This window comes from Sulfitobacter sp. LC.270.F.C4, assembly GCF_032922545.1.
In the GTDB taxonomy this organism is placed as follows: domain Bacteria; phylum Pseudomonadota; class Alphaproteobacteria; order Rhodobacterales; family Rhodobacteraceae; genus Sulfitobacter; species Sulfitobacter profundi.
Window position 1 is genome coordinate 3,376,557 of the sequence record NZ_CP136692.1, and the last position, 17,568, is coordinate 3,394,124.

The window sequence follows — 17,568 nt, forward strand, 5'->3', positions numbered from 1 at the left end:
CCTTGGCTCAGCGCCCATAGAACACCTCCGGCAGGTAGAAGACGATCTGCGGGAAGACATACATCAGCACCATCGACAGGATCACGCAGAAGAGGAACGGCATCACGCCCGCGAAAATCTGCGTCAGACGCAACTCGGGCGGGGCGATCCCCTTGAGGTAATAGGCCGACATGGCCATCGGTGGCGTTAAGAAACTGGTCTGTAGGTTCAGCGCCACGAGGATGCCAAAGAACAGCGGATCAATCTCGAACACCGCCAGCAGGGGCAAGAAGATCGGCACGAAGATGATGATGATCTCGGACCATTCCAGCGGCCAGCCCAGCAGGAAGATGATGAGCTGCGCAAGGATCAGGAACATGATCGGCGACAGGTTCAGCGACTGCACGAACTCGGAAATCACATGCTCCCCCCCAAGGTAAGAGAACACCGCCGAGAAGGTGTAGGAGCCGACGAAAAGCCAGCAGACCATCGCCGTGGTGCGCACCGTGAGATAGACGCTTTCGCGCATTCGCTGCCATGTCATCGCGCGGTAAATGAAGGCAAGGAAGATGCCGCCCAATGCGCCGATCGAGGCCGCCTCTGTCGGGGTGGCGAGGCCGAAGAGGATCGAGCCCAGCACCGCGAAGATGAGGAAGGCAAGCGGCAGGAAGGATGTGGCAATCATCAACAAGAGCTTGCCCATCGGCATATCCGGCACTTCATCCGCCGTAGGCCGCGGAGCGGAGGACGGCTGCAAGAGCGAGCGCCCGATGATGTAGACGAGATAGAGCCCGACCAGCGTCAGCCCCGGCAGCAGCGCCGCCGCATAGAGCCGCACGATGGAGACATTCGTTGCCGCCGCATAGACGATCAGCATGATCGACGGCGGGATCAGGATGCCCAACGTGCCACCCGCGCAGATGATGCCCGCCGCAAAGGACGGATCATAGCGTGCCTTCAACATCGCCGGCAGCGCCAAGAGGCCCATCAGCGTCACAACAGCACCGACGATCCCGGTAGCGGTCGCGAAAAGTGCGCAGGTGATCAACGCCGCGACCCCCATGGAACCGGGGATGTTCTTCGACGCGATGTTGAGCGTGGTGAAAAGCCGGTCGACGATGTTCGACCGCTCCACGATGTAGCCCATGAACAAGAACAGCGGCACGGCGGTCAGCACTTCGTTCGACATCACCGTAAAGGTCTGGTTCACGAAGAGGTCGAATATTCGGTTGTTGAATAACCCCTCGAACCACGTCGTCCATTGCTCCCATTGCCCGGCCCCCTCATCCAGCCGGTCAAAGCTGCGCCACATGCGGCGCGCGTCGAAATAGGCGTAGTAGCCAAAGCCGATGCCCATCGCCATCAGCGTGAAAGCAATCGGGAAACCCAGAAAGACGAAGACGATGAAGAGCCCAAGCATCATCAGGGCAATTTGCGGATCGGTCATGTGATATGGTCTTTCTCGGCCTTGTTGGCTTCGCGCATCATGAGGTCTTCGGTTTCAAAGACATCTTCCTCTGCTTCGAGCCAGTAATTTGAGCGGATTGCGATAAGGCAGCGGCAAACCTGTGCAATGCCTTGGATAAACAGCAGTATTCCGGCCGCTACGATGACCGCCTTGAATTGGTAGATCGGCACGCCCGCCGGGCTGTTGACCGAAACTTCGCCGTATGACCAAGATCGGGCGGCGTATTTCCACCCCGCAAGGATCAGCGCCGTGACCCCGGGGAAAAAGAAGATGATGTAGAGCACGAGATCGATCATGCCTTGGGTGCGCGGCTGGAACAGCCGGTAGAGGAAGTCCCCCCGCACATGGCCGCCCCGCGACAGCGTATAGGCCCCGCCCATCATAAAGAGCGTGCCATACATGATGAAGGACACGTCCAGCGCCCAAGCGGTGGGATTGTTCAGCACATAGCGCACAAAAACTTCGTAGCCCGTGCCGATGGACATCAGCAAAATGAGCCAAGCGAAAGCCTTGCCGAACCATGCGGAAAGGTTATCGGCGAACCGAATGAAAGATATCATGATGTCCCCAGTGTCTCGTAGAGCCCCCGGCGCATGGTGGCGCCGGGGGCCTCATTACTTGCGGGTATGCGTGATCACATTTTGATCTTGCCGGGGAAGTAATGCTCATAAGCAAGCCCGTAGTCCGGCGAGTTCATCAACTCGTAATAGGCCACGCGGTCGACCCATTCGCGCTGACTGTCGAGGGTCTTTTTCATGAAGGGATCGGATTCCAGCTCTGGGATCAACTCGTCCCATGCTTTGAGCTGCGCATCGAGGATATCTTTCGACGTCCGCCGCACGTTCACGCCCGCTTCGTTTTGCAGGAATTGCAGGTCTGCCGAATAGCGGTCCATCGCCTTGGCCGTGTTCGCGGTCGAAACCGCTTCCACAGCGTATTTGAGGATCGCTTGAAGATCAGGGTCGAGGTCTTCGAGGAACATCTTGGAGAACAGGAATTCAAAGCTCTCAGACGCTTGGTGATAGGACGACAGATAGTAGTTCTTGGCAACGTCCTGTGCGCCGAAATCCTTGTCCGATGAGGGGTTGTTGAACTCAAAGGCGTCGATCACGCCCCGCTCCATCGCGGGCACGATTTCACCGCCCGGCAACTGTGCAACAGACATGCCCAGCTTGGCCATCAGATCGGCGGCCAGACCCACGGTGCGGTACTTGAAGCCTTGCAGGTCATCGACCGTATTGACCTCTTCTTTGAACCAACCAAAGGGCTGCGCGAACATCGGGAAGCCCATATAGCCCACAACGTCGAGGCCCATGATATCTTGCGTCAGCTCGTTATAAAGCTCCTGACCGCCGCCTTGGTAGAACCACGACAGCATGGTTGTGGCAGAGCCGCCAAAGACCGGCCCCGTGCCAAAGAGCGACGCAGCTTTGTTTTTGCCGTACCAATAGACGGGCACGGAATGCGCCGCATCAATCAAACCGTCGTTCACCGCATCAAGCACTTGGAACGCAGCAACAACCGCGCCCGCAGGCAGCACGTCGACCTTGAGACGCCCTCCTGACATCTCCTCCACCCGTGTCGCGTAATCGCGGGCAAAGTCTTGCCAGATGTTGGCGTCATTCCACGACGTCTGCATCTTGATGACGATCGGCGCTTGGGCCAACACCGCCGGTGCGGCCAGCATGCTCCCGGTAGCGGCCCCCCCAGCAAGTGCGGACTTCGTCAGGAACGAACGTCGATTGAACTTTTTAGTCTCAGTCATATTTCCTCCTCCCAGAGTGGCCGCCCCTTTGCTTACTTTGAAATACGCTTTCGGTCGGGCGGCCCGAGATCAGAGACTAACCGAAAGATCTCATTTGGCAAGAATTGTCCGCTGACGGCTCATCAACTGCAACTTTATTGTGCAACTGACACACGAAACGACACTCTGCGCCGGGTCCGAGCATGCCTGATTTCGCAGGGTTTGGCGGGGCTATTACATGCCCCGCCCCACCTCACACGGCCCAGTGAAAACCGGTTTCTTCCTCGGACCGCTGCCAGAGCTTGACCATCGTGGCTTTGTCGTAGGCATAGGGCTCCAGCGATCCGCGCCCGACCGGGCCGACCATCTCCATTCGGCCTGCGGGGCCGTAAAGCGCGCGCTGCTCCAGCCCGTTTTCGGTGGCGCACATGACCTCTGGATAGGCGCCCCGCTCTGCCGTTTGAACGATCGGCAGTTTCGACATGAGCCACCACGTGAACCGCGTCATCAGGCCACCGCTGGTGCTGATCAAAGAGGTGGCCGAGGCACCGGGGTGGCAGACATAGACCTCAACGTTCTTTCCCGCCTGCGCGACGCGGTCCTGCAATTCATAGGCAAACATCATCTGCGCCAGCTTGCTCTGACTATAGGCGGGGTTGGCGCGGTAGTTCTTGTCCCAGTTCATGTCGTCGAACTGGATGGTGCGCAGGCCCATCTTGTAGCCAAGGCTCGCCACCACCGCGATCCGGCCCGCGGTCTCTTCGATCCGGTCGAACAACAGCCCGCAGAGCAGGAAGTGGCCGTAGTGGTTGGTGCCCAACTGGCTTTCATGTCCCGCCTTGGTTAGCTGGCGGCTTGGCACCTGCGCGATGGCGGCGTTGCAGATCAGCGCGTCGATCCGGGGAACATCGCGCAGAAGCTCTGCCGCAGCGCTGCGCACCGTGTCCAGATCGGCCAAATCCATCCGAATAAAGCTGACCTGCGCCGCCGCGCCATATTCGTCTTTCAGCTTTGCCACGGCCTCCGCCGACCGCTCTGCACTGCGGTTCAGCATCACGACCGCGGCACCTTTGCTCAGCAAGGTCCGCGCCGCCTGAAAACCGGCCCCTGCATTGGCCCCGGTGATCACAAAGGTCTTCCCCTCCAGCCTGCCAATCCGCTCAGGGGTCCAGCCGTGCGCGCCGAAAGTCTTGTCTGCCATGGTCTTGCTCCTTACCGTTAAAGAGGCATCGCGCCCCGTTGGCCTTGCAGATAAATCTCACCACCCAAGGGAAACAGGCCAGATCGTCGCGATTACTTGCCTGATCCTCTCACTCCTATTGCTTTCATCAAATATGCGGCCCTAGGTTGGGGCCATGAGCAAACAGCAAATCCGACATATCATCGAACAGCACAGCCAGCGCGACGGCCTGACCGAGACCGGCATCAAGGGCGTTCAGCTTTTCCAAGCGACCAGCGCGATCCCCTGTGTGCCAGCGGTCTATGAGCCCTGTGTCATCGCCATCGTCAGCGGCGCCAAGGAGGCTGTTTTGGACGGCAAGCGCTATGTCTATGACGACAGCCGCTATATGTGCTGCCCGATGTCGATGCCGGTCAAAGCGGGCACGCCAAGCGCGTCACCCCAAACCCCGCTTTATGGCGTCTTGATCGCCCTTGATGCGCGTTTGATGGCCGAACTATCGCTAGAAATGGAAAGCGCGGGAAGCCTCATCCCCCCCGCCCCCGGCGATCTGCGGGCGGAGGGCATCAAGCTGGCCGCATGGGATGATGCCTTCTCTGACGCGCTGTTGCGTCTGTTGCAATTGGGTCAGAGCGAGACCGACCGCGCCGTGCTCTCCGATGCGCGTCTGCGTGAGCTATACTATGCTATTCTCAAAGGGGAGGCAGGGGTCTTTGCGCGGCGCGCCTTTGGGGCGGGCAATGCTGTTGCGCGGGCGATTTCGCATGTCGCCGCCCATTTGGACGCGCCCATCTCTATCGACGATATGGCCAAACGCGCCGGGATGAGCCGCGCGGTATTTCACCGCAAGTTCAAAAAGGTAACGACGATGTCGCCGATTCAGTTCGTCAAATCCATGCGGCTGAACAATGCCGCGATGAAAATCGCAGGCGGGACCACGGTCAGCGAAGCGGCGATGGGGGTGGGCTATGTCAGCGCCTCGCAATTCAGCCGGGAATTCAAGCGCATGTATGGCCAATCCCCCCGCGAATGGAGCGACGCACAGCAGATGGCCGCCGGGCTGGCGTAGAGGGGAACCGACAGCCCCCTCCCTGCCATCGATCCCTCTTTACGGTGTCAGCCGACAGAACAGACCCGCCGCCAGCTTGGCGCGTTCGGTCAGGCTGGCGATGTGGATATGCTCTTGCAAGGTATGCAGCCCCTTGCCACGGACGCCAATGGAATCGAGCGTGGGCAAGCCCAGAAAACCGGTAAAGTTGCCGTCCGATCCGCCCCCGGCAGAGCTTCCGGTGATCTCGATCCCCAGTTCGCCCCCGATGTCTTGGGCAAGTTTCAGCATGGCCATCGTGCCGGGCTGGTCGGGCTCCCAAACCGGGCGGGTGACACCGCGGCGGATTTCCATGATCACGTCGCCTTCGTCCGAATTCAGCGCCATCATCTTTTCCACGCCTGCGTCGAGTTGTTCTTGCGTCTTGGCCATGCTCAGCACCTCGGCATCGCAGACCGAGGACACGCAGTTGACCCATTGGCCCGCGTGAAAGACCCCAAGCGAAAAGGTGCAGTCCTCGGTCGTCATGCCTTCGATCGTGCCCACGGCCTTGGCCATTTCCGCGATGGCCGAGCGGCCTTCGGACAGCGCCCAGCCCGCATGACTGGGGCGGCCCCGCGTCTGAAGATTGAACCGCGCGATGGCATAGCGCCCGATCACCGCGCCGCCGTCGGGGCGCGCGGGTTCGGGGACGAGGATGTATTTGTGGCGCTTGGCCTCCTCTTCGATCAGCCGGCGGGTGGCGGGGGTGCCGATTTCCTCATCAGGGGTGAAGAGCACCGTCACCGGCAGCGGCGTCTCGACCCCGGCGGCCAGCAGTTTGCGCAGCGCATCAAGATAGACGTAATTGCCGCCCTTCATGTCCATCAGGCCGGGCCCATAGCAAATCTCGCCTTCGCGTTTGTAGGGCAGCTTGGCCAATGTGCCGATGGGGTGAACCGTGTCCATATGGCCCAGAAGCAGAATGCCCCCCTCGCCCGCTTTGGGATGAGGCATCTCCGCGCGCAGGCTGTCGCCCAGCCCCATCGGGCTTGGGATACGCTCGGTCCGCGCGCCCAGGATCGCCAAATCGTGCTGCACCACATCCATCATCCGGTTCACCGCCGCCCCGTCGAATGTGGGGCTTTCGGTTTCGATCCAAGGGCGCAGCCCGGTGAGCATCTCTTCGGTGTCAAAGGGCAAATCGAGCGGGTTGGTCATATTCAAATTCCTTTTCTCCGCTGCGCGACAGCAGGGCGAATAGATTAAAATAAAGCGTTTGGGTGCAATGGCCTAGCTGCCGACCTTCGGCAGGCGTGTCTCAACGATCCTTGCATAGATCGAGGCACCGATGGGCAGAATGGCGTCATCCAGTACGAAACCGGGGTTGTGCAACGGCACGCTGCCCGCATGACCCACCCGGCAATAGGCGCCCGGCACCACTTTCAACATATCCGCGAAATCCTCGGACCCGCTGGCCTGCTCGGTCGAGACATGGGCATTCTCGCCCCCCACCACACTGGCCGCCGCTTCGACATAGGCGGTGGTGAGTTCCGGATCGTTCATCAACACGTCAAAGACGTTGCGGATATCAACTGCGATCTCAATCCCATAGGCACTCGCCATGCCTGCGCAGAGTTCGCGCATCCGGGCCTCGGCCATCTCGATCACGTCTTGGTGGAAGTAACGGATCGTGCCCGCGATGGTGGCGGTGTCAGGCACCACGTTATAGGCCGAACCTGCGTTGAATTTAGTGACAGACAGCACGATCGGCTTGGTCGGCGGGGTGTTGCGGCTGACCACGGATTGTAACTGCTGCACCAGCGCCGTGCCGATGACGAGGGGATCACGCGACTGATGCGGCATCGCCGCGTGGCTGCCGGTGCCCTTGACGGTAATGTCAAAGAATGCCGCCCCGGCCATCGCCGCGCCGGGGGTGACATTGACCACACCCGGCTCTGAGTTTGGATCGTTGTGCATGCCGTAAATTTCGTCACAGGGGAACTTCTCGAACAGCCCTTCCTCCAGCATCCGGCGCGCGCCGCCCAAGCCCTCTTCGGCGGGTTGAAAGATCAGCACCACGGTGCCGTCGAAATCCCGTGTCTCCGCCAAATAGCGCGCGGCCCCCAAGAGCATGGTGGTATGGCCATCGTGGCCGCAGGCATGCATCCGCCCGGGGTTGGTCGAAGTGTAGGGCACGCCGGAATCCTCGACAATTGGCAGCGCGTCCATATCCGCGCGCAGCCCCACACGGCGGTTGCCGCCGCCCGCGCCCTTGATGATGCCGACAACACCCGTGCCACCCAGCCCTTCGTGCACCTCGTCCACGCCGTAGGCGCGCAGCTTTTCGGCCACGATGCCCGCGGTGCGGACCTCTTCGAACCCCAGTTCGGGATGGGCGTGGATATCTTGACGGATGGCGGTGAGATCGGCGGCAAAGGCTTCGATCTTGGGAAGGACGGTCATGCGGTGGCTCCTGTCGTCATGGTAGCGCTGCCGAGCGCGCGATAGTTGGCAAAATCCCAATGGCGGCCCGGTGCCGCTTCGATCAGGTTGCGGGTGTAGACGTGATGTGGATTGGCCAGCACATCGCCTGCGGGGCCGTATTCAACGACCTGCCCGCGCTGCATGACCAAGACCTCGTCACAAATCTGCGCTGCGACGCGCAGATCGTGGGTGATGAACAGCATGGCCACGCCGAACTTCTCTTGGATATCATCCAAAAGGTCTAGCACCTGCGCCTGCACACTCACGTCGAGCGCCGAGACGGCCTCATCCGCGACCAGCAGATCGGGCTTCATCGCCACCGCCCGCGCAATGGCGATACGCTGGCGCTGCCCGCCCGAGAACTGATGTGGATAGCGGTCCAGCGCGTCGCGCGGCAGGTCCACCAGTTCCATCAGCTCAGCGGCATGGCGCATCGCTTCGGCACGCGGGGTGCCAAAATTGATCGGCCCTTCGCAAAGACTGCGCGCCACGGTCCAGCGCGGGTTGAGCGAGCGGTAGGGATCCTGAAACACGATTTGCAGATGTTTGCGGTGGTCGCGCAGTTGGCGGCGCGAGAGTTTGGCAATCTCGGTCCCCGCGACATTCACGCTGCCCGCAGTCGGATCAATCAGCCGCATAATGGCCCGTGCCACGGTGGATTTGCCGGAGCCGGACTCGCCCACAATGCCCAGCGTCCGCCCCGGTTTGATGGTAAAGCTGACATCCTGCGCGGCCTTGACCCCTTCGCTGCGGCGCAGGAAGCCGCCGCCGCCATAGGTCATATCAAGCCCGGCGACACGCACCACCTCGCTCTGCGCTGCCGCCGCCCTTGCGGGGCGCGGGGTGAGGTTTGGCACCGCCGTCAAAAGCGTGCGGGTATAGTCCTTTTGCGGATCGGTCAGGAGCTTTTCAATCGGCGCGCGTTCGACGATCTTGCCCTGCTGCATGACCGTCACGGTATCCGCGATCTCGGCCACCACGCCCATGTCGTGGGTGATGAAGAGAACGGCGGTGCCGTGTCGCTCTTGCATCTCGGCAATCAGCTTGAGGATCTGCAACTGTGTGGTCACATCCAGCGCCGTTGTCGGCTCATCCGCGATCAGCAGATCAGGGTCGAGGATCAGCGCCATGGCGATCATGATGCGCTGGCGCTGCCCCCCGGAGAGCTGGTGCGGGAAGGCCGAGAAAATGCGGTTCACATCCGGCAAATGCACCTGATCCATCATGTCGAGCGTGCGTTTCTTGGCCTCGGACTGGCTGAGATCACTGTGCATGTTGAGCACTTCCATGATCTGCTCGCCCACCCGCAGCACCGGGTTCAGCGCGGTCATCGGCTCTTGGAAAATCATCGCGATGCGCCGCGCACGCAACTGGCGCATCTGGGCGTGGCTGGCGCTGGTGATCTCGAAGTCATCCAGCGTGATGCTGCCGCCCTGTACCTCTAGGGCCGATTTCGGCAGCAGCCCCATGGCCGCGAGCGAGGTCACGGATTTGCCCGAACCGGATTCACCCACCAAGCAATGCGTTTCGCCCGCCCGGATCGTCAGGTCGATGCCGTCAATCACCGGTTTGGCCTGTGGACGCCCGCTCAACCCGATGCGCAGATCGCGCACTTTGAGCACCTCACGCGCCTCCGAGAAGTTTTTGTTCTTGAACTGCATCTCTCAGCCCTCCCGTTTCTTCATGCGCGGATCGAGCAGATCGCGTGCGGTGTCGCCCAACAGGTTGATCGACAGGATGCAAAGCGACAGCAGCAGACCCGGCCAAAAGATCAGCCCCGGCTTGATCTGAAAGTAGGTCCGCCCCTCGGCCATGATGTTGCCCCATGTGGGGATCTCGGTGCTGACGCCCGCGCCAAGGAAGCTGAGGATCGCCTCGATCAGGATCGCCGAGGCGCAGATATAGGTGCCCTGCACGATCAGCGGCGCCATCGTGTTGGGCATCAGGTGCTGGATCAGGATTTTGGGCATGGAGGAGCCAAGCGCGATCGCGGCCTCGACATAGGGTTCCTCGCGCGCTGAGAGCACGACAGAGCGGACCAGCCGCACCACGCGCGGCACCTCTGGCACGGTGATCGCGATGATCACCGACCCAAGGCTCGGCCCATTCAGCGCCACCAAGGCAATTGCCAGCAGGATCGCAGGGATCGCCATCAGGCTGTCCATGATCCGCATGATGATGCTGTCGGCCATCCGAAAGAACCCCGCCACAAGGCCGATGGCCAAGCCGATGGCGACGCTGACCAGCGCCGCGCCGACGCCAATGAGCAGCGACACGCGCCCGCCCACCATCACGCGGGAGAATGTGTCCCGCCCGTAAGGGTCGGTGCCCAGCAGAAATTCCTCGGACGGTGGTTTGAGCCGCGCGGCTGAGTTCATCGCGAGCGGGTCATAGGGCACGTAGAGTGGCGCCAGAATGGAGGCCAGCACGATGGTTACAAGGGTCAGAGCCGCCAGCATGGGGCCGATACCGACCCTCGCGCCCGCAGGCAGGGAAAGCAGTCCGGTCAGCACCTGAAAGGCGCTGTGACGGGATTGGGGTTGCTCGATCATGTCAGTACCGGATCCTTGGGTCGAAGAATGAATAGGAGACGTCAACCAAGAGGTTCACGAAGACGTAGATGCCCGCGGTCAGCAGGATCATTGCCTGAATGACGGGGTAGTCGCGCGCGAGGATCGCATCGACCGTCAGACGCCCGATGCCGGGAATGTTAAAGACACTTTCCGTCACCACCACGCCCGAGATCAGCAGCGCGAAACCGGTGCCAATGATGGTCAGGATCGGCACCGCGGCATTGCGCAGCGCATGGCGGAAAAGCACGACATTCTCGCGCACGCCCTTGGCCCGCGCAGTGCGGATGTAGTCTTCGCCCAAAACTTCGAGCATGGAGGCCCGCGTCATCCGCGCGATGAGCGCGACATAAATCGTGGCCAGCGTCAGCGAGGGCAGAATGGCCCGCGAGAAGAACGGCCCGATGCCGTCCGACGGGGCCTTGTAGCCCTGCACCGGCACCCAACGCAGTTCAATCGCGAAGATTTGGATCAGGATATAGCCGATCACGAAGACCGGCACCGAAAAGCCCAGCACCGAGAAGGACATCACCAGAAAATCGACCCATGTCCGGTGACGCCAGGCGGCGATCACGCCCATCGGCACGGCCAGCAGAACCGAGATCGTGATGGTCATCAGCGCAATGTTGATGGTCGGCCCCAGCCGGTCGCCCAACATGCCCGCCACAGAGGTATTCGACAAAAGCGAGACGCCCAGATCACCGCGCAGCAATTGGCCGATCCATGTGAAAAACTGTGTCAGCAGCGGATCATTCAGACCCAGACGGTCACGGATCCGTTCGAGCTGTGCGGGGGTGGCGGCATCGCCGGCAAGAATGGCTGCCGGATCACCGGGGGTGAGACGCAGCAGAAGGAAGACGAAGATGGCGACGATCAGCATGACCGGGATCGTGGCCAATACGCGCTTCAGGATATAGACGAGCATTTTCCGGAAGGTCCCTTTCGGCGGAAAGAAGGCAGTCCCGAAGTCGGTTCGGGGCGCTGCCTGCGTGCAGAGGTGACGGTTGAGAGCGCGGCGGGCGCGCTCTCCGAGGGCTGGACTATTCCGCCTCTTTGGTCATGTTCCAAAACACCGGCACGGGCGATGGCAGCATGTTCTGGATCGTATTGCGGCGCGCCTGCGGGATCAGATATTCGCCCATCATGATGTAGTTGACGTTATCCATGACGTGTTTCTGGATCTCGACAGCCACTTCTTTTTGCGCCTCGGGCCCTTCGGCTTTCATGAACTTGGCGCGCAGTTCTTCGATCTCGGGATCAGTCGGCCAGCCAAACCATGCCTCGTCGCCACGGCCACTGACCATCACATTGGTCAGCGGGTCCGAAACCTCGGGCACCATCCAGTTGGTGAAGAACATGTTCCAGCCGCCCTCGGACACCGGGCTTTGCTGGGCGCGGCGCTGCACGACCGACTGCCAGTCCATCGACTGCATGTCGACTTCGAAACCGGCTTCGCGCAGGGCTTGGGCGGCCACGACAGGTTGGTTGATCAGGCTGATCACATCCGTCGGCGCCATCAACACGATCGGCGTGCCGTCATAGCCCGCTTCTTCGAGCAGCGCCTTGGCCTTTTCAGGGTCCGCGCCACCGGTCACGATCTCTGCATCCGCTTCGTCACCCAAGGGTGTCGAGCAACCAAAGATCGCGCCGCAGACGTTGTAATAGGCCGGGTCGCCCTGCATCGTTTGCAGCATGGATTCTTGATCCAGTGCCGCCATGGCCGCCTGACGAACCAGCTTGTTGTCAAAGGGTGGGTGCAGGTGGTTGGGCCGACCGATGGTGACATACCCAAGATCATCGCGAGTCTCGACCGAGACTTCGGGGCTGCTTTCGAGGATCGGCAGCAGGTCGATCTGCACCTGTTCGAGATAGTCGATCTCCCCCGCCGAGAGCGCGTTGATCGCGGTCAGCGCGTCGGGCATCGTGGTCCAGACCACACGGTCGACATTGACGACCTTGCCGCCCGCCATCCACGAGGCTTCCTCGTCGCGCGGGACGTAGTCGTCGAACTTCTCATAGGTGACATTCACGCCGGGCTCGTATTCATCTTGGTTAAAGACGAAGGGGCCGGAGCCGATGTATTCCGTGATCGTCTCATCCGCCGAGGTTTCGGCCACGCGCTTGGGCATGATGAAAGGCGGCACCGCGGATTGTTTGGAGATCACCGACAAGAGCGGTCCAAAAGGCTCGGTCAGGGTCCAAACGACGGTCTTTTCGTCGCTGGCCTCAAGGCTTTCGGTCACGTCAAAGATCAGCTGGCCACCGCCATCACGTTTGCCCCAGCGTTTGAGAGAGGCCACGACATCTTCGCCGGTGACCGGCGCATCGTCATGGAACATCAGCCCATCGCGCAGGGTGAAAGTATAGACCAACCCGTCTTCGGAGACTTCCCAGCTGGCCATCTGCGGCTGCGGCTCAAAATTCTCGTCCACGGCGGTCAGCACGTCATAGATCATATAACCGTGGTTGCGGGTGATATGCGCGGTGGTGATGACCGGATCAAGAACCCGCAGGCCCGAGTGCATGACCGCCGTGATGGTCGTTTCGCCATCCTGCGCCGCCAGTGAGCCGGGCGCCAAAAGCGCCGTGGTGGCGGCGAAGGCGGCGGCAAGTCCGCGCGACTGTTTCAGTGCGGATCGTAGAGGTATCATGTGGTTTTCCCTTGTTGAGTGATCTTTTGATTTTTTATTGGGCCATGGCAGTCTTGCCGCCATGGTCAGGTGGTGCAGAAGGTGCACCGTCGGCCCCGAACCGGGGACCATCTGGGGACAGCCGAAGCCCAGCGCGCAGACGCGTGAAGGGCAAGTCGGCCGGATTGAGGGGCATCGGCCCCGGCGCGCAGGCGACAAGGATGTCGCGCGCGATGGGGGCAAAGTCTGCTCGGAAATGGGTCGAGCTTTTGACCACCAGCAGGCCCATCTCTTCGGGTGGGATGCCGACAAAGCGAAACATCTCGCGGTCGGCCATCTGGGCAATGCGGCTGGTCACGACGACATGAACCCCGCCGATGCGCAGACAGGCAGAAGGGCCGAGGTTCAGCGCCGTGCCGCCGTAATAGGGGCCCGTTGCGCGCAGCGTCCCGTCAGACAGATGCATCACGGTGGCCGTCGTCTGAAACGGCGCGTCCTCCGTCACGCTGGCATGGCCGCCAAGGGCGACGTTAACTTCGGCCCCGACCCCGGCCTGATGGGCCGCTTCGGCGGCGGCGGGGTCGACGATCAAACCGATGGCTGCATTCTGCGCCTCTGCCTTGACCAAGGCGCGCAACAGGCCGGTGGTCGCTGAAACGCCTCCCGCGCCGGGATTGTCTTGGGTGTCGGCGATGACGACAGGCCCCCGGCCCGCCCCGGCGGCGCGTGAAAGCGCCTCTGCCACCGCCGCGTCGGGGTCATAGGCTTCGTTCTCTAGAAAAGCGGGCGCTGCCGCCTCATAGGACGCCGCAAGCCTGTCGGCGGCGGCATCTGCGTCGGCCTGAGTTTCGCCATAGGCCACGGCCACGGGGCAACAGTCCGGTATATCCGCGGCTGGAAAGCCCATGAACAGGCTGGCCGATAGCGCCCCGGCGGCTTCGCAGGCAGCGACACCCTCATAGATCTCGCGCCCCGGCGACATTTCGGTCGATTGAAACGGGATCGGCACCAGATATGACATCTGGCGAAAGGCCTTGGCCGGGCGCAGGCCCGTGGTCATGATCCGGTCAAGATGGCGGGCCGCTGCCGCGCCGGTTTCGGCCATATCCACATGCGGATAGGTGCGAAAGCCGACCAGCACATCGACATTCGAAACAAACTCTTCAGAAATATTGCCATGTAGATCGAGCGCTGTTGCGATGGGTAAATCCGACCCCACGACCTCACGCACACGCCGGACCAGTTCCCCCTCTCCGTCGTCGAGATGCTCAGCCACCATGGCGCCGTGCAGGTCCAAAAAGACTCCGTCGAGCGGCCCGGCATTTCGGACGCCTTCGATAATCTCACCGGCGATCATTTCATAGGCGTCGCGGCTTACATGGGCCGAGGGGATCGCCCCTGCCCAGAGGATCGGAACGATATCCCAGCCTTGGGCCTGCCCAACCCGCAGCGCGCCCGCCATGCCAAGATTGACCTCTTGGAAGGCGGAGAACATCGCCGCGCCGCGCACCATGGGGACATAGCCACCGCCCCGTTGGAAAGCCTCCATATCCGCCGGATTAGGGGCGAATGTGTTTGTCTCGTGCAGAAAGCCCGCAACAGCGACGCGCATTCCAGAACCACTTCCCAAACCTGTCTCCTTCGCCTTACCAGCCCCTGTATTTGCGGGACTGCACCTCTTGAGTATCGCACTGCAATACACCTATAGTGCACAGCAAGCGTAAGCGGCGCATTAACGATTCGTCAACTACAGGCCATTCATGAGCAGATTTTTCCGAGAAGACGCCCCGCAGGCGGCGCAGAATCAGGCAGATGACGACCGATTGTTCGTCCGGGCAGCAGATCGCGCAATGCAGGTGCTGGGGGCCTTCCACCACGCGACCGGGCCGATGACGCTTTCCGACATCGCCAAGACCGCCGGGATCGACCGATCCGCGGCCCAACGGCTGGTGCATACGCTCACGAAGAGTGGCTATATCCGGCGCAGCGGGGACGACCGCGGATATCTGCCGGGCATCCGCCTGCTGGATCACACGCTTGATCTGCTGCGGCTCGACCCTGTGGTGCAAAAAGCCACCCCGGTCTTGCTGGAACTGCGCAAATCCCTGCGCGAGCGGGTCGACCTGAGCCTCTATGATGAGACGCGCCTGATCTATGCCCTGCGGATGCAAAGCAAACGCGAGACCTTTTTCGCGACCCTTGTGGGCCACAGCGTGCCAACCTTTTGCACCGCGGGCGGGCGGGCGGCGCTTTCGCAGCTTCCCGAAGACGAGGCGCGCGAAATTCTTACCCGCGCGCCGCTGCATCCCTTCACCTCCAGCACCAAGACCGACCCCGAAGCGATCGTGGCCGAACTCAGCCTCGCCCGCGAAAATCGCTTTGCCGTGGTATGCGATGAATATGCACTGGGCGAAGTGGCGGTGGGCGTTGCCATCACCGACCGCAACGGCGCCCCTCTCAGCGCGATCCACCTTGCCGGTTCCCTCTCGGAATACACGCCGGAAGAGTTTGTCGCCAAAGCAGCGCCCTTGGCCATCGAAGCCGCCAACGCCATCATGGCCGGATGATCGTGTTTTTGGCCGCCCTTGCGGGATCGCTCTGCCCCCAAACATTGGCCAGCCGCGCGAGGGCCACGAAAAGCCTGCTATATAACCAACCCCATCAACGCCCGCGCATTTCGCCCCGAATTTACTTGCGTTGCTAAATTCTTTCTCCGAAGTTCGCGACATCGGGGCGCGGATGCCGCTTTGAAAAATGACTGAACGAAAGGAACCGGAATGACCGACAGTAAACCGCTTTGGCAATGGGACGCGCAGGAAATCGCAAGCGCGACCCGCGCAGGCAAACTCTCGGCGGTTGAAGCGACCGAGGCGGCGATTGCGCGCATGGAAGAGGTCAATCCGGCGTTGAACGCGGTGGTCGAAAACCTCGCCGCCGAGGCCCGCGCCGAAGCGGCAGCGCTCGATAAAAGCAGCGCGCCCAAGGGGCCGCTGCACGGTGTTCCGGTGACCATCAAAATCAACGTAGATCAAAAGGGCCACGCCACCAGCAACGGCGTCCCTGCCTTTAAAGATGTCATCGCGCCCGAAGACGCGCCGGTGGTGTGCAACCTCAAACAAGCGGGCGCAATCGTGATCGGGCGCACCAACACGCCGGAATTCTCCTTTCGCGCCGATACCGACAACCCGCTTTATGGGCGCACCTACAACCCTTGGGGGCGACACCTGTCGGCGGGCGGCTCCTCCGGCGGGGCGGGGGCGGCTGTCATGGCGGGGATTGGCGCGCTGGCGCACGGCAATGACATCGGCGGCTCCCTGCGCTTCCCGGCCTCGGCCAATGGGGCGGTGACGGTAAAGCCGGGTCTGGGCCGGGTGGCCGCATTCAACCCCAGCCAGAGGGCCGAGCGGGGCTTTTTGGCGCAATCCATGTCGGTGCAGGGCCTGATTGCGCGCAGGGCAGCGGACCTGCATCTGTCGATGCCCAGCCTGATCGCCGCGGATGCGCGTGATCCGTTTCACGTGCCCCTGCCGTGGCGCGGCGAAGCGATCGAAGGCCCGATCCGCGTGGCCTTCACCCGCGATGATTTCGGCTTTGGCCTGCACCCGGACGTGGCCACCGCCCTCGACAAGGCGGCATCCGCGCTCGACAACGCGGGCTATGCCGTCGAAGAGGTGGAGCCGCCGCTCGCCTATGAAACCGGGAAAAATGGGTATCGCGCCCTCATGGGCGAAGTCGAGGCCCTGATGGGCGAAGATATCCTGGCCCATGGGTCTGACGATCTGAAGGCGATCTTTGAAAATTACTACACCGAATACCCGCCCTTCAAAGGCACCGAGCAGCTCTCCATGGTCGCCAAACGCACCCATTACGCGCGCGAATGGTCGATGTTCCTAGAGGACTACCCCCTCGTGCTGACCCCCTTCATGTTCGCCCCGTTCTTCACAGCCGGGCGCGACACCGAAGGTCTGGAAGGCGTTCGTGAGGTCTTGGGCAAGGGGCTTTGGTCTTTCGTCATGAACTTTACCGGCCTGCCCGCGGGCAACATCCCCACGCATATCGCAGAGTTGCCCAGCGGACCGCAGCCCATCGGCGTGCAAATCGCAGGCCGCCGCTGGCGCGAGGATCTTATCGTCGACGCCATGGCGGCGATCGAAGGCGAGATTCCTCCGGCGTGCACCAGATTGTGGGGAATTTGAGGCGATCATCGCGGCTGTAACGTTCCGCAGAAACGGAGCGGCGGCAGCCCCGGTCGGGACCTGATTTAGCGGAACGAAGTGAAGGTCGCTGGCGCTTAAACGACGCCAGTTCTCGCCATTGTGACAGTTGTCAGCGGCATCGGTTCATATTCACGCAAGCCCTCCGAAAGCGGGGCCAGCAGCGATGTTGATCAGGTGAAGTGCAGAGCCGTCTGCCCCTCTGTAAAACTATACCAAGTTTTTCCCGCCACGAGAATTTGCCCATTTTTATACATAGATATCAGCAC

The 17,568-nt window shown here is 61.5% G+C and carries 14 protein-coding genes; 3 read left to right on the forward strand and 11 right to left on the reverse strand.

Annotation, left to right across the window (positions count from 1 at the left end; genetic code table 11):
* Window positions 1–7: 7 nt before the first annotated feature.
* From R1T45_RS20275 to R1T45_RS20290, 4 genes are all read right to left on the reverse strand, one after another.
* Complete coding sequence (locus tag R1T45_RS20275) at window positions 8–1,426, reverse strand: TRAP transporter large permease subunit (RefSeq protein ID WP_120350194.1); 1,419 nt, start codon at window positions 1,424–1,426, stop codon at window positions 8–10.
* Entirely contained in the window at window positions 1,423–2,007 is a 585-nt protein-coding gene (locus R1T45_RS20280) for a TRAP transporter small permease subunit (RefSeq protein ID WP_067625093.1), read from the reverse strand. Before R1T45_RS20280 ends, R1T45_RS20275 begins: the two co-directional genes overlap by 4 nt.
* Window positions 2,008–2,081: 74 nt before the next feature.
* Entirely contained in the window at window positions 2,082–3,212 is a 1,131-nt protein-coding gene (locus R1T45_RS20285; protein ID WP_120350193.1) for a TRAP transporter substrate-binding protein, read from the reverse strand.
* Window positions 3,213–3,444: 232 nt separating this feature from the next.
* Window positions 3,445–4,392 carry an SDR family oxidoreductase gene (locus R1T45_RS20290; protein WP_317390090.1) on the reverse strand — a complete coding sequence of 316 codons (948 nt, stop codon included), beginning with the start codon at window positions 4,390–4,392 and terminating at the stop codon, window positions 3,445–3,447.
* 154 nt (window positions 4,393–4,546) lie between these two features.
* On the opposite strand from R1T45_RS20290, the gene R1T45_RS20295 reads away from it, so the two are divergent.
* Window positions 4,547–5,440 carry an AraC family transcriptional regulator gene (locus R1T45_RS20295; protein WP_317390091.1) on the forward strand — a complete coding sequence of 298 codons (894 nt, stop codon included), beginning with the start codon at window positions 4,547–4,549 and terminating at the stop codon, window positions 5,438–5,440.
* A 39-nt stretch (window positions 5,441–5,479) separates the two neighbouring features.
* Here the strand turns inward: R1T45_RS20295 and R1T45_RS20300 are convergent, their stop codons facing one another.
* The 7 genes from R1T45_RS20300 to R1T45_RS20330 all read right to left on the reverse strand — a co-directional run bounded on the left by R1T45_RS20300 (window position 5,480) and on the right by R1T45_RS20330 (window position 14,697).
* Window positions 5,480–6,619, reverse strand: coding sequence for a M20/M25/M40 family metallo-hydrolase (locus R1T45_RS20300; protein WP_317390092.1), 1,140 nt, complete (start codon window positions 6,617–6,619; stop codon window positions 5,480–5,482).
* Window positions 6,620–6,691: 72 nt separating this feature from the next.
* On the reverse strand, window positions 6,692–7,864 hold the full coding sequence (locus tag R1T45_RS20305; RefSeq protein ID WP_317390093.1) for a M20 aminoacylase family protein: 1,173 nt from the start codon (window positions 7,862–7,864) through the stop codon (window positions 6,692–6,694).
* Window positions 7,861–9,546 carry an ABC transporter ATP-binding protein gene (locus tag R1T45_RS20310; RefSeq protein WP_317390094.1) on the reverse strand — a complete coding sequence of 562 codons (1,686 nt, stop codon included), beginning with the start codon at window positions 9,544–9,546 and terminating at the stop codon, window positions 7,861–7,863. The genes R1T45_RS20305 and R1T45_RS20310 overlap by 4 nt, the downstream gene beginning before the upstream one ends.
* Window positions 9,547–9,549: 3 nt before the next feature.
* Window positions 9,550–10,437 (reverse strand): ABC transporter permease, encoded by an 888-nt coding sequence (locus R1T45_RS20315; RefSeq protein ID WP_067625113.1) that lies wholly within the window; start codon window positions 10,435–10,437, stop codon window positions 9,550–9,552.
* A 1-nt stretch (window position 10,438) separates the two neighbouring features.
* The gene (locus tag R1T45_RS20320) at window positions 10,439–11,380 is read right to left on the reverse strand and encodes an ABC transporter permease (protein ID WP_120350187.1); all 942 of its coding nucleotides are present in this window, start codon (window positions 11,378–11,380) and stop codon (window positions 10,439–10,441) included.
* Window positions 11,381–11,495: 115 nt separating this feature from the next.
* Complete coding sequence (locus R1T45_RS20325) at window positions 11,496–13,106, reverse strand: ABC transporter substrate-binding protein (protein ID WP_132444714.1); 1,611 nt, start codon at window positions 13,104–13,106, stop codon at window positions 11,496–11,498.
* Window positions 13,107–13,140: 34 nt separating this feature from the next.
* A complete protein-coding gene (locus R1T45_RS20330) occupies window positions 13,141–14,697 on the reverse strand; it encodes a M81 family metallopeptidase (RefSeq protein WP_317390095.1) in 1,557 nt (518 codons plus the stop codon).
* 148 nt (window positions 14,698–14,845) lie between these two features.
* Between R1T45_RS20330 and R1T45_RS20335 the strand changes: the two genes are divergently transcribed.
* The gene (locus R1T45_RS20335; protein ID WP_067935053.1) at window positions 14,846–15,652 is read left to right on the forward strand and encodes an IclR family transcriptional regulator; all 807 of its coding nucleotides are present in this window, start codon (window positions 14,846–14,848) and stop codon (window positions 15,650–15,652) included.
* A gap of 210 nt (window positions 15,653–15,862) precedes the next feature.
* A complete protein-coding gene (locus R1T45_RS20340; RefSeq protein ID WP_317390096.1) occupies window positions 15,863–17,281 on the forward strand; it encodes an amidase in 1,419 nt (472 codons plus the stop codon).
* Window positions 17,282–17,568 lie beyond the last annotated feature (287 nt).

What these genes read in the sequence shown, in the direction of transcription:
- R1T45_RS20275 (WP_120350194.1), bottom strand. Translation starts at nt 1,426, where the DNA reads ATGACCGATCCGCAAATTGCCCTGATGATGCTTGGGCTCTTCATCGTC.
- R1T45_RS20280 (WP_067625093.1), bottom strand. Translation starts at nt 2,007, where the DNA reads ATGATATCTTTCATTCGGTTCGCCGATAACCTTTCCGCATGGTTCGGC.
- R1T45_RS20285 (WP_120350193.1), bottom strand. Translation starts at nt 3,212, where the DNA reads ATGACTGAGACTAAAAAGTTCAATCGACGTTCGTTCCTGACGAAGTCC.
- R1T45_RS20290 (WP_317390090.1), bottom strand. Translation starts at nt 4,392, where the DNA reads ATGGCAGACAAGACTTTCGGCGCGCACGGCTGGACCCCTGAGCGGATT.
- R1T45_RS20295 (WP_317390091.1), top strand. Translation starts at nt 4,547, where the DNA reads ATGAGCAAACAGCAAATCCGACATATCATCGAACAGCACAGCCAGCGC.
- R1T45_RS20300 (WP_317390092.1), bottom strand. Translation starts at nt 6,619, where the DNA reads ATGACCAACCCGCTCGATTTGCCCTTTGACACCGAAGAGATGCTCACC.
- R1T45_RS20305 (WP_317390093.1), bottom strand. Translation starts at nt 7,864, where the DNA reads ATGACCGTCCTTCCCAAGATCGAAGCCTTTGCCGCCGATCTCACCGCC.
- R1T45_RS20310 (WP_317390094.1), bottom strand. Translation starts at nt 9,546, where the DNA reads ATGCAGTTCAAGAACAAAAACTTCTCGGAGGCGCGTGAGGTGCTCAAA.
- R1T45_RS20315 (WP_067625113.1), bottom strand. Translation starts at nt 10,437, where the DNA reads ATGATCGAGCAACCCCAATCCCGTCACAGCGCCTTTCAGGTGCTGACC.
- R1T45_RS20320 (WP_120350187.1), bottom strand. Translation starts at nt 11,380, where the DNA reads ATGCTCGTCTATATCCTGAAGCGCGTATTGGCCACGATCCCGGTCATG.
- R1T45_RS20325 (WP_132444714.1), bottom strand. Translation starts at nt 13,106, where the DNA reads ATGATACCTCTACGATCCGCACTGAAACAGTCGCGCGGACTTGCCGCC.
- R1T45_RS20330 (WP_317390095.1), bottom strand. Translation starts at nt 14,697, where the DNA reads ATGCGCGTCGCTGTTGCGGGCTTTCTGCACGAGACAAACACATTCGCC.
- R1T45_RS20335 (WP_067935053.1), top strand. Translation starts at nt 14,846, where the DNA reads ATGAGCAGATTTTTCCGAGAAGACGCCCCGCAGGCGGCGCAGAATCAG.
- R1T45_RS20340 (WP_317390096.1), top strand. Translation starts at nt 15,863, where the DNA reads ATGACCGACAGTAAACCGCTTTGGCAATGGGACGCGCAGGAAATCGCA.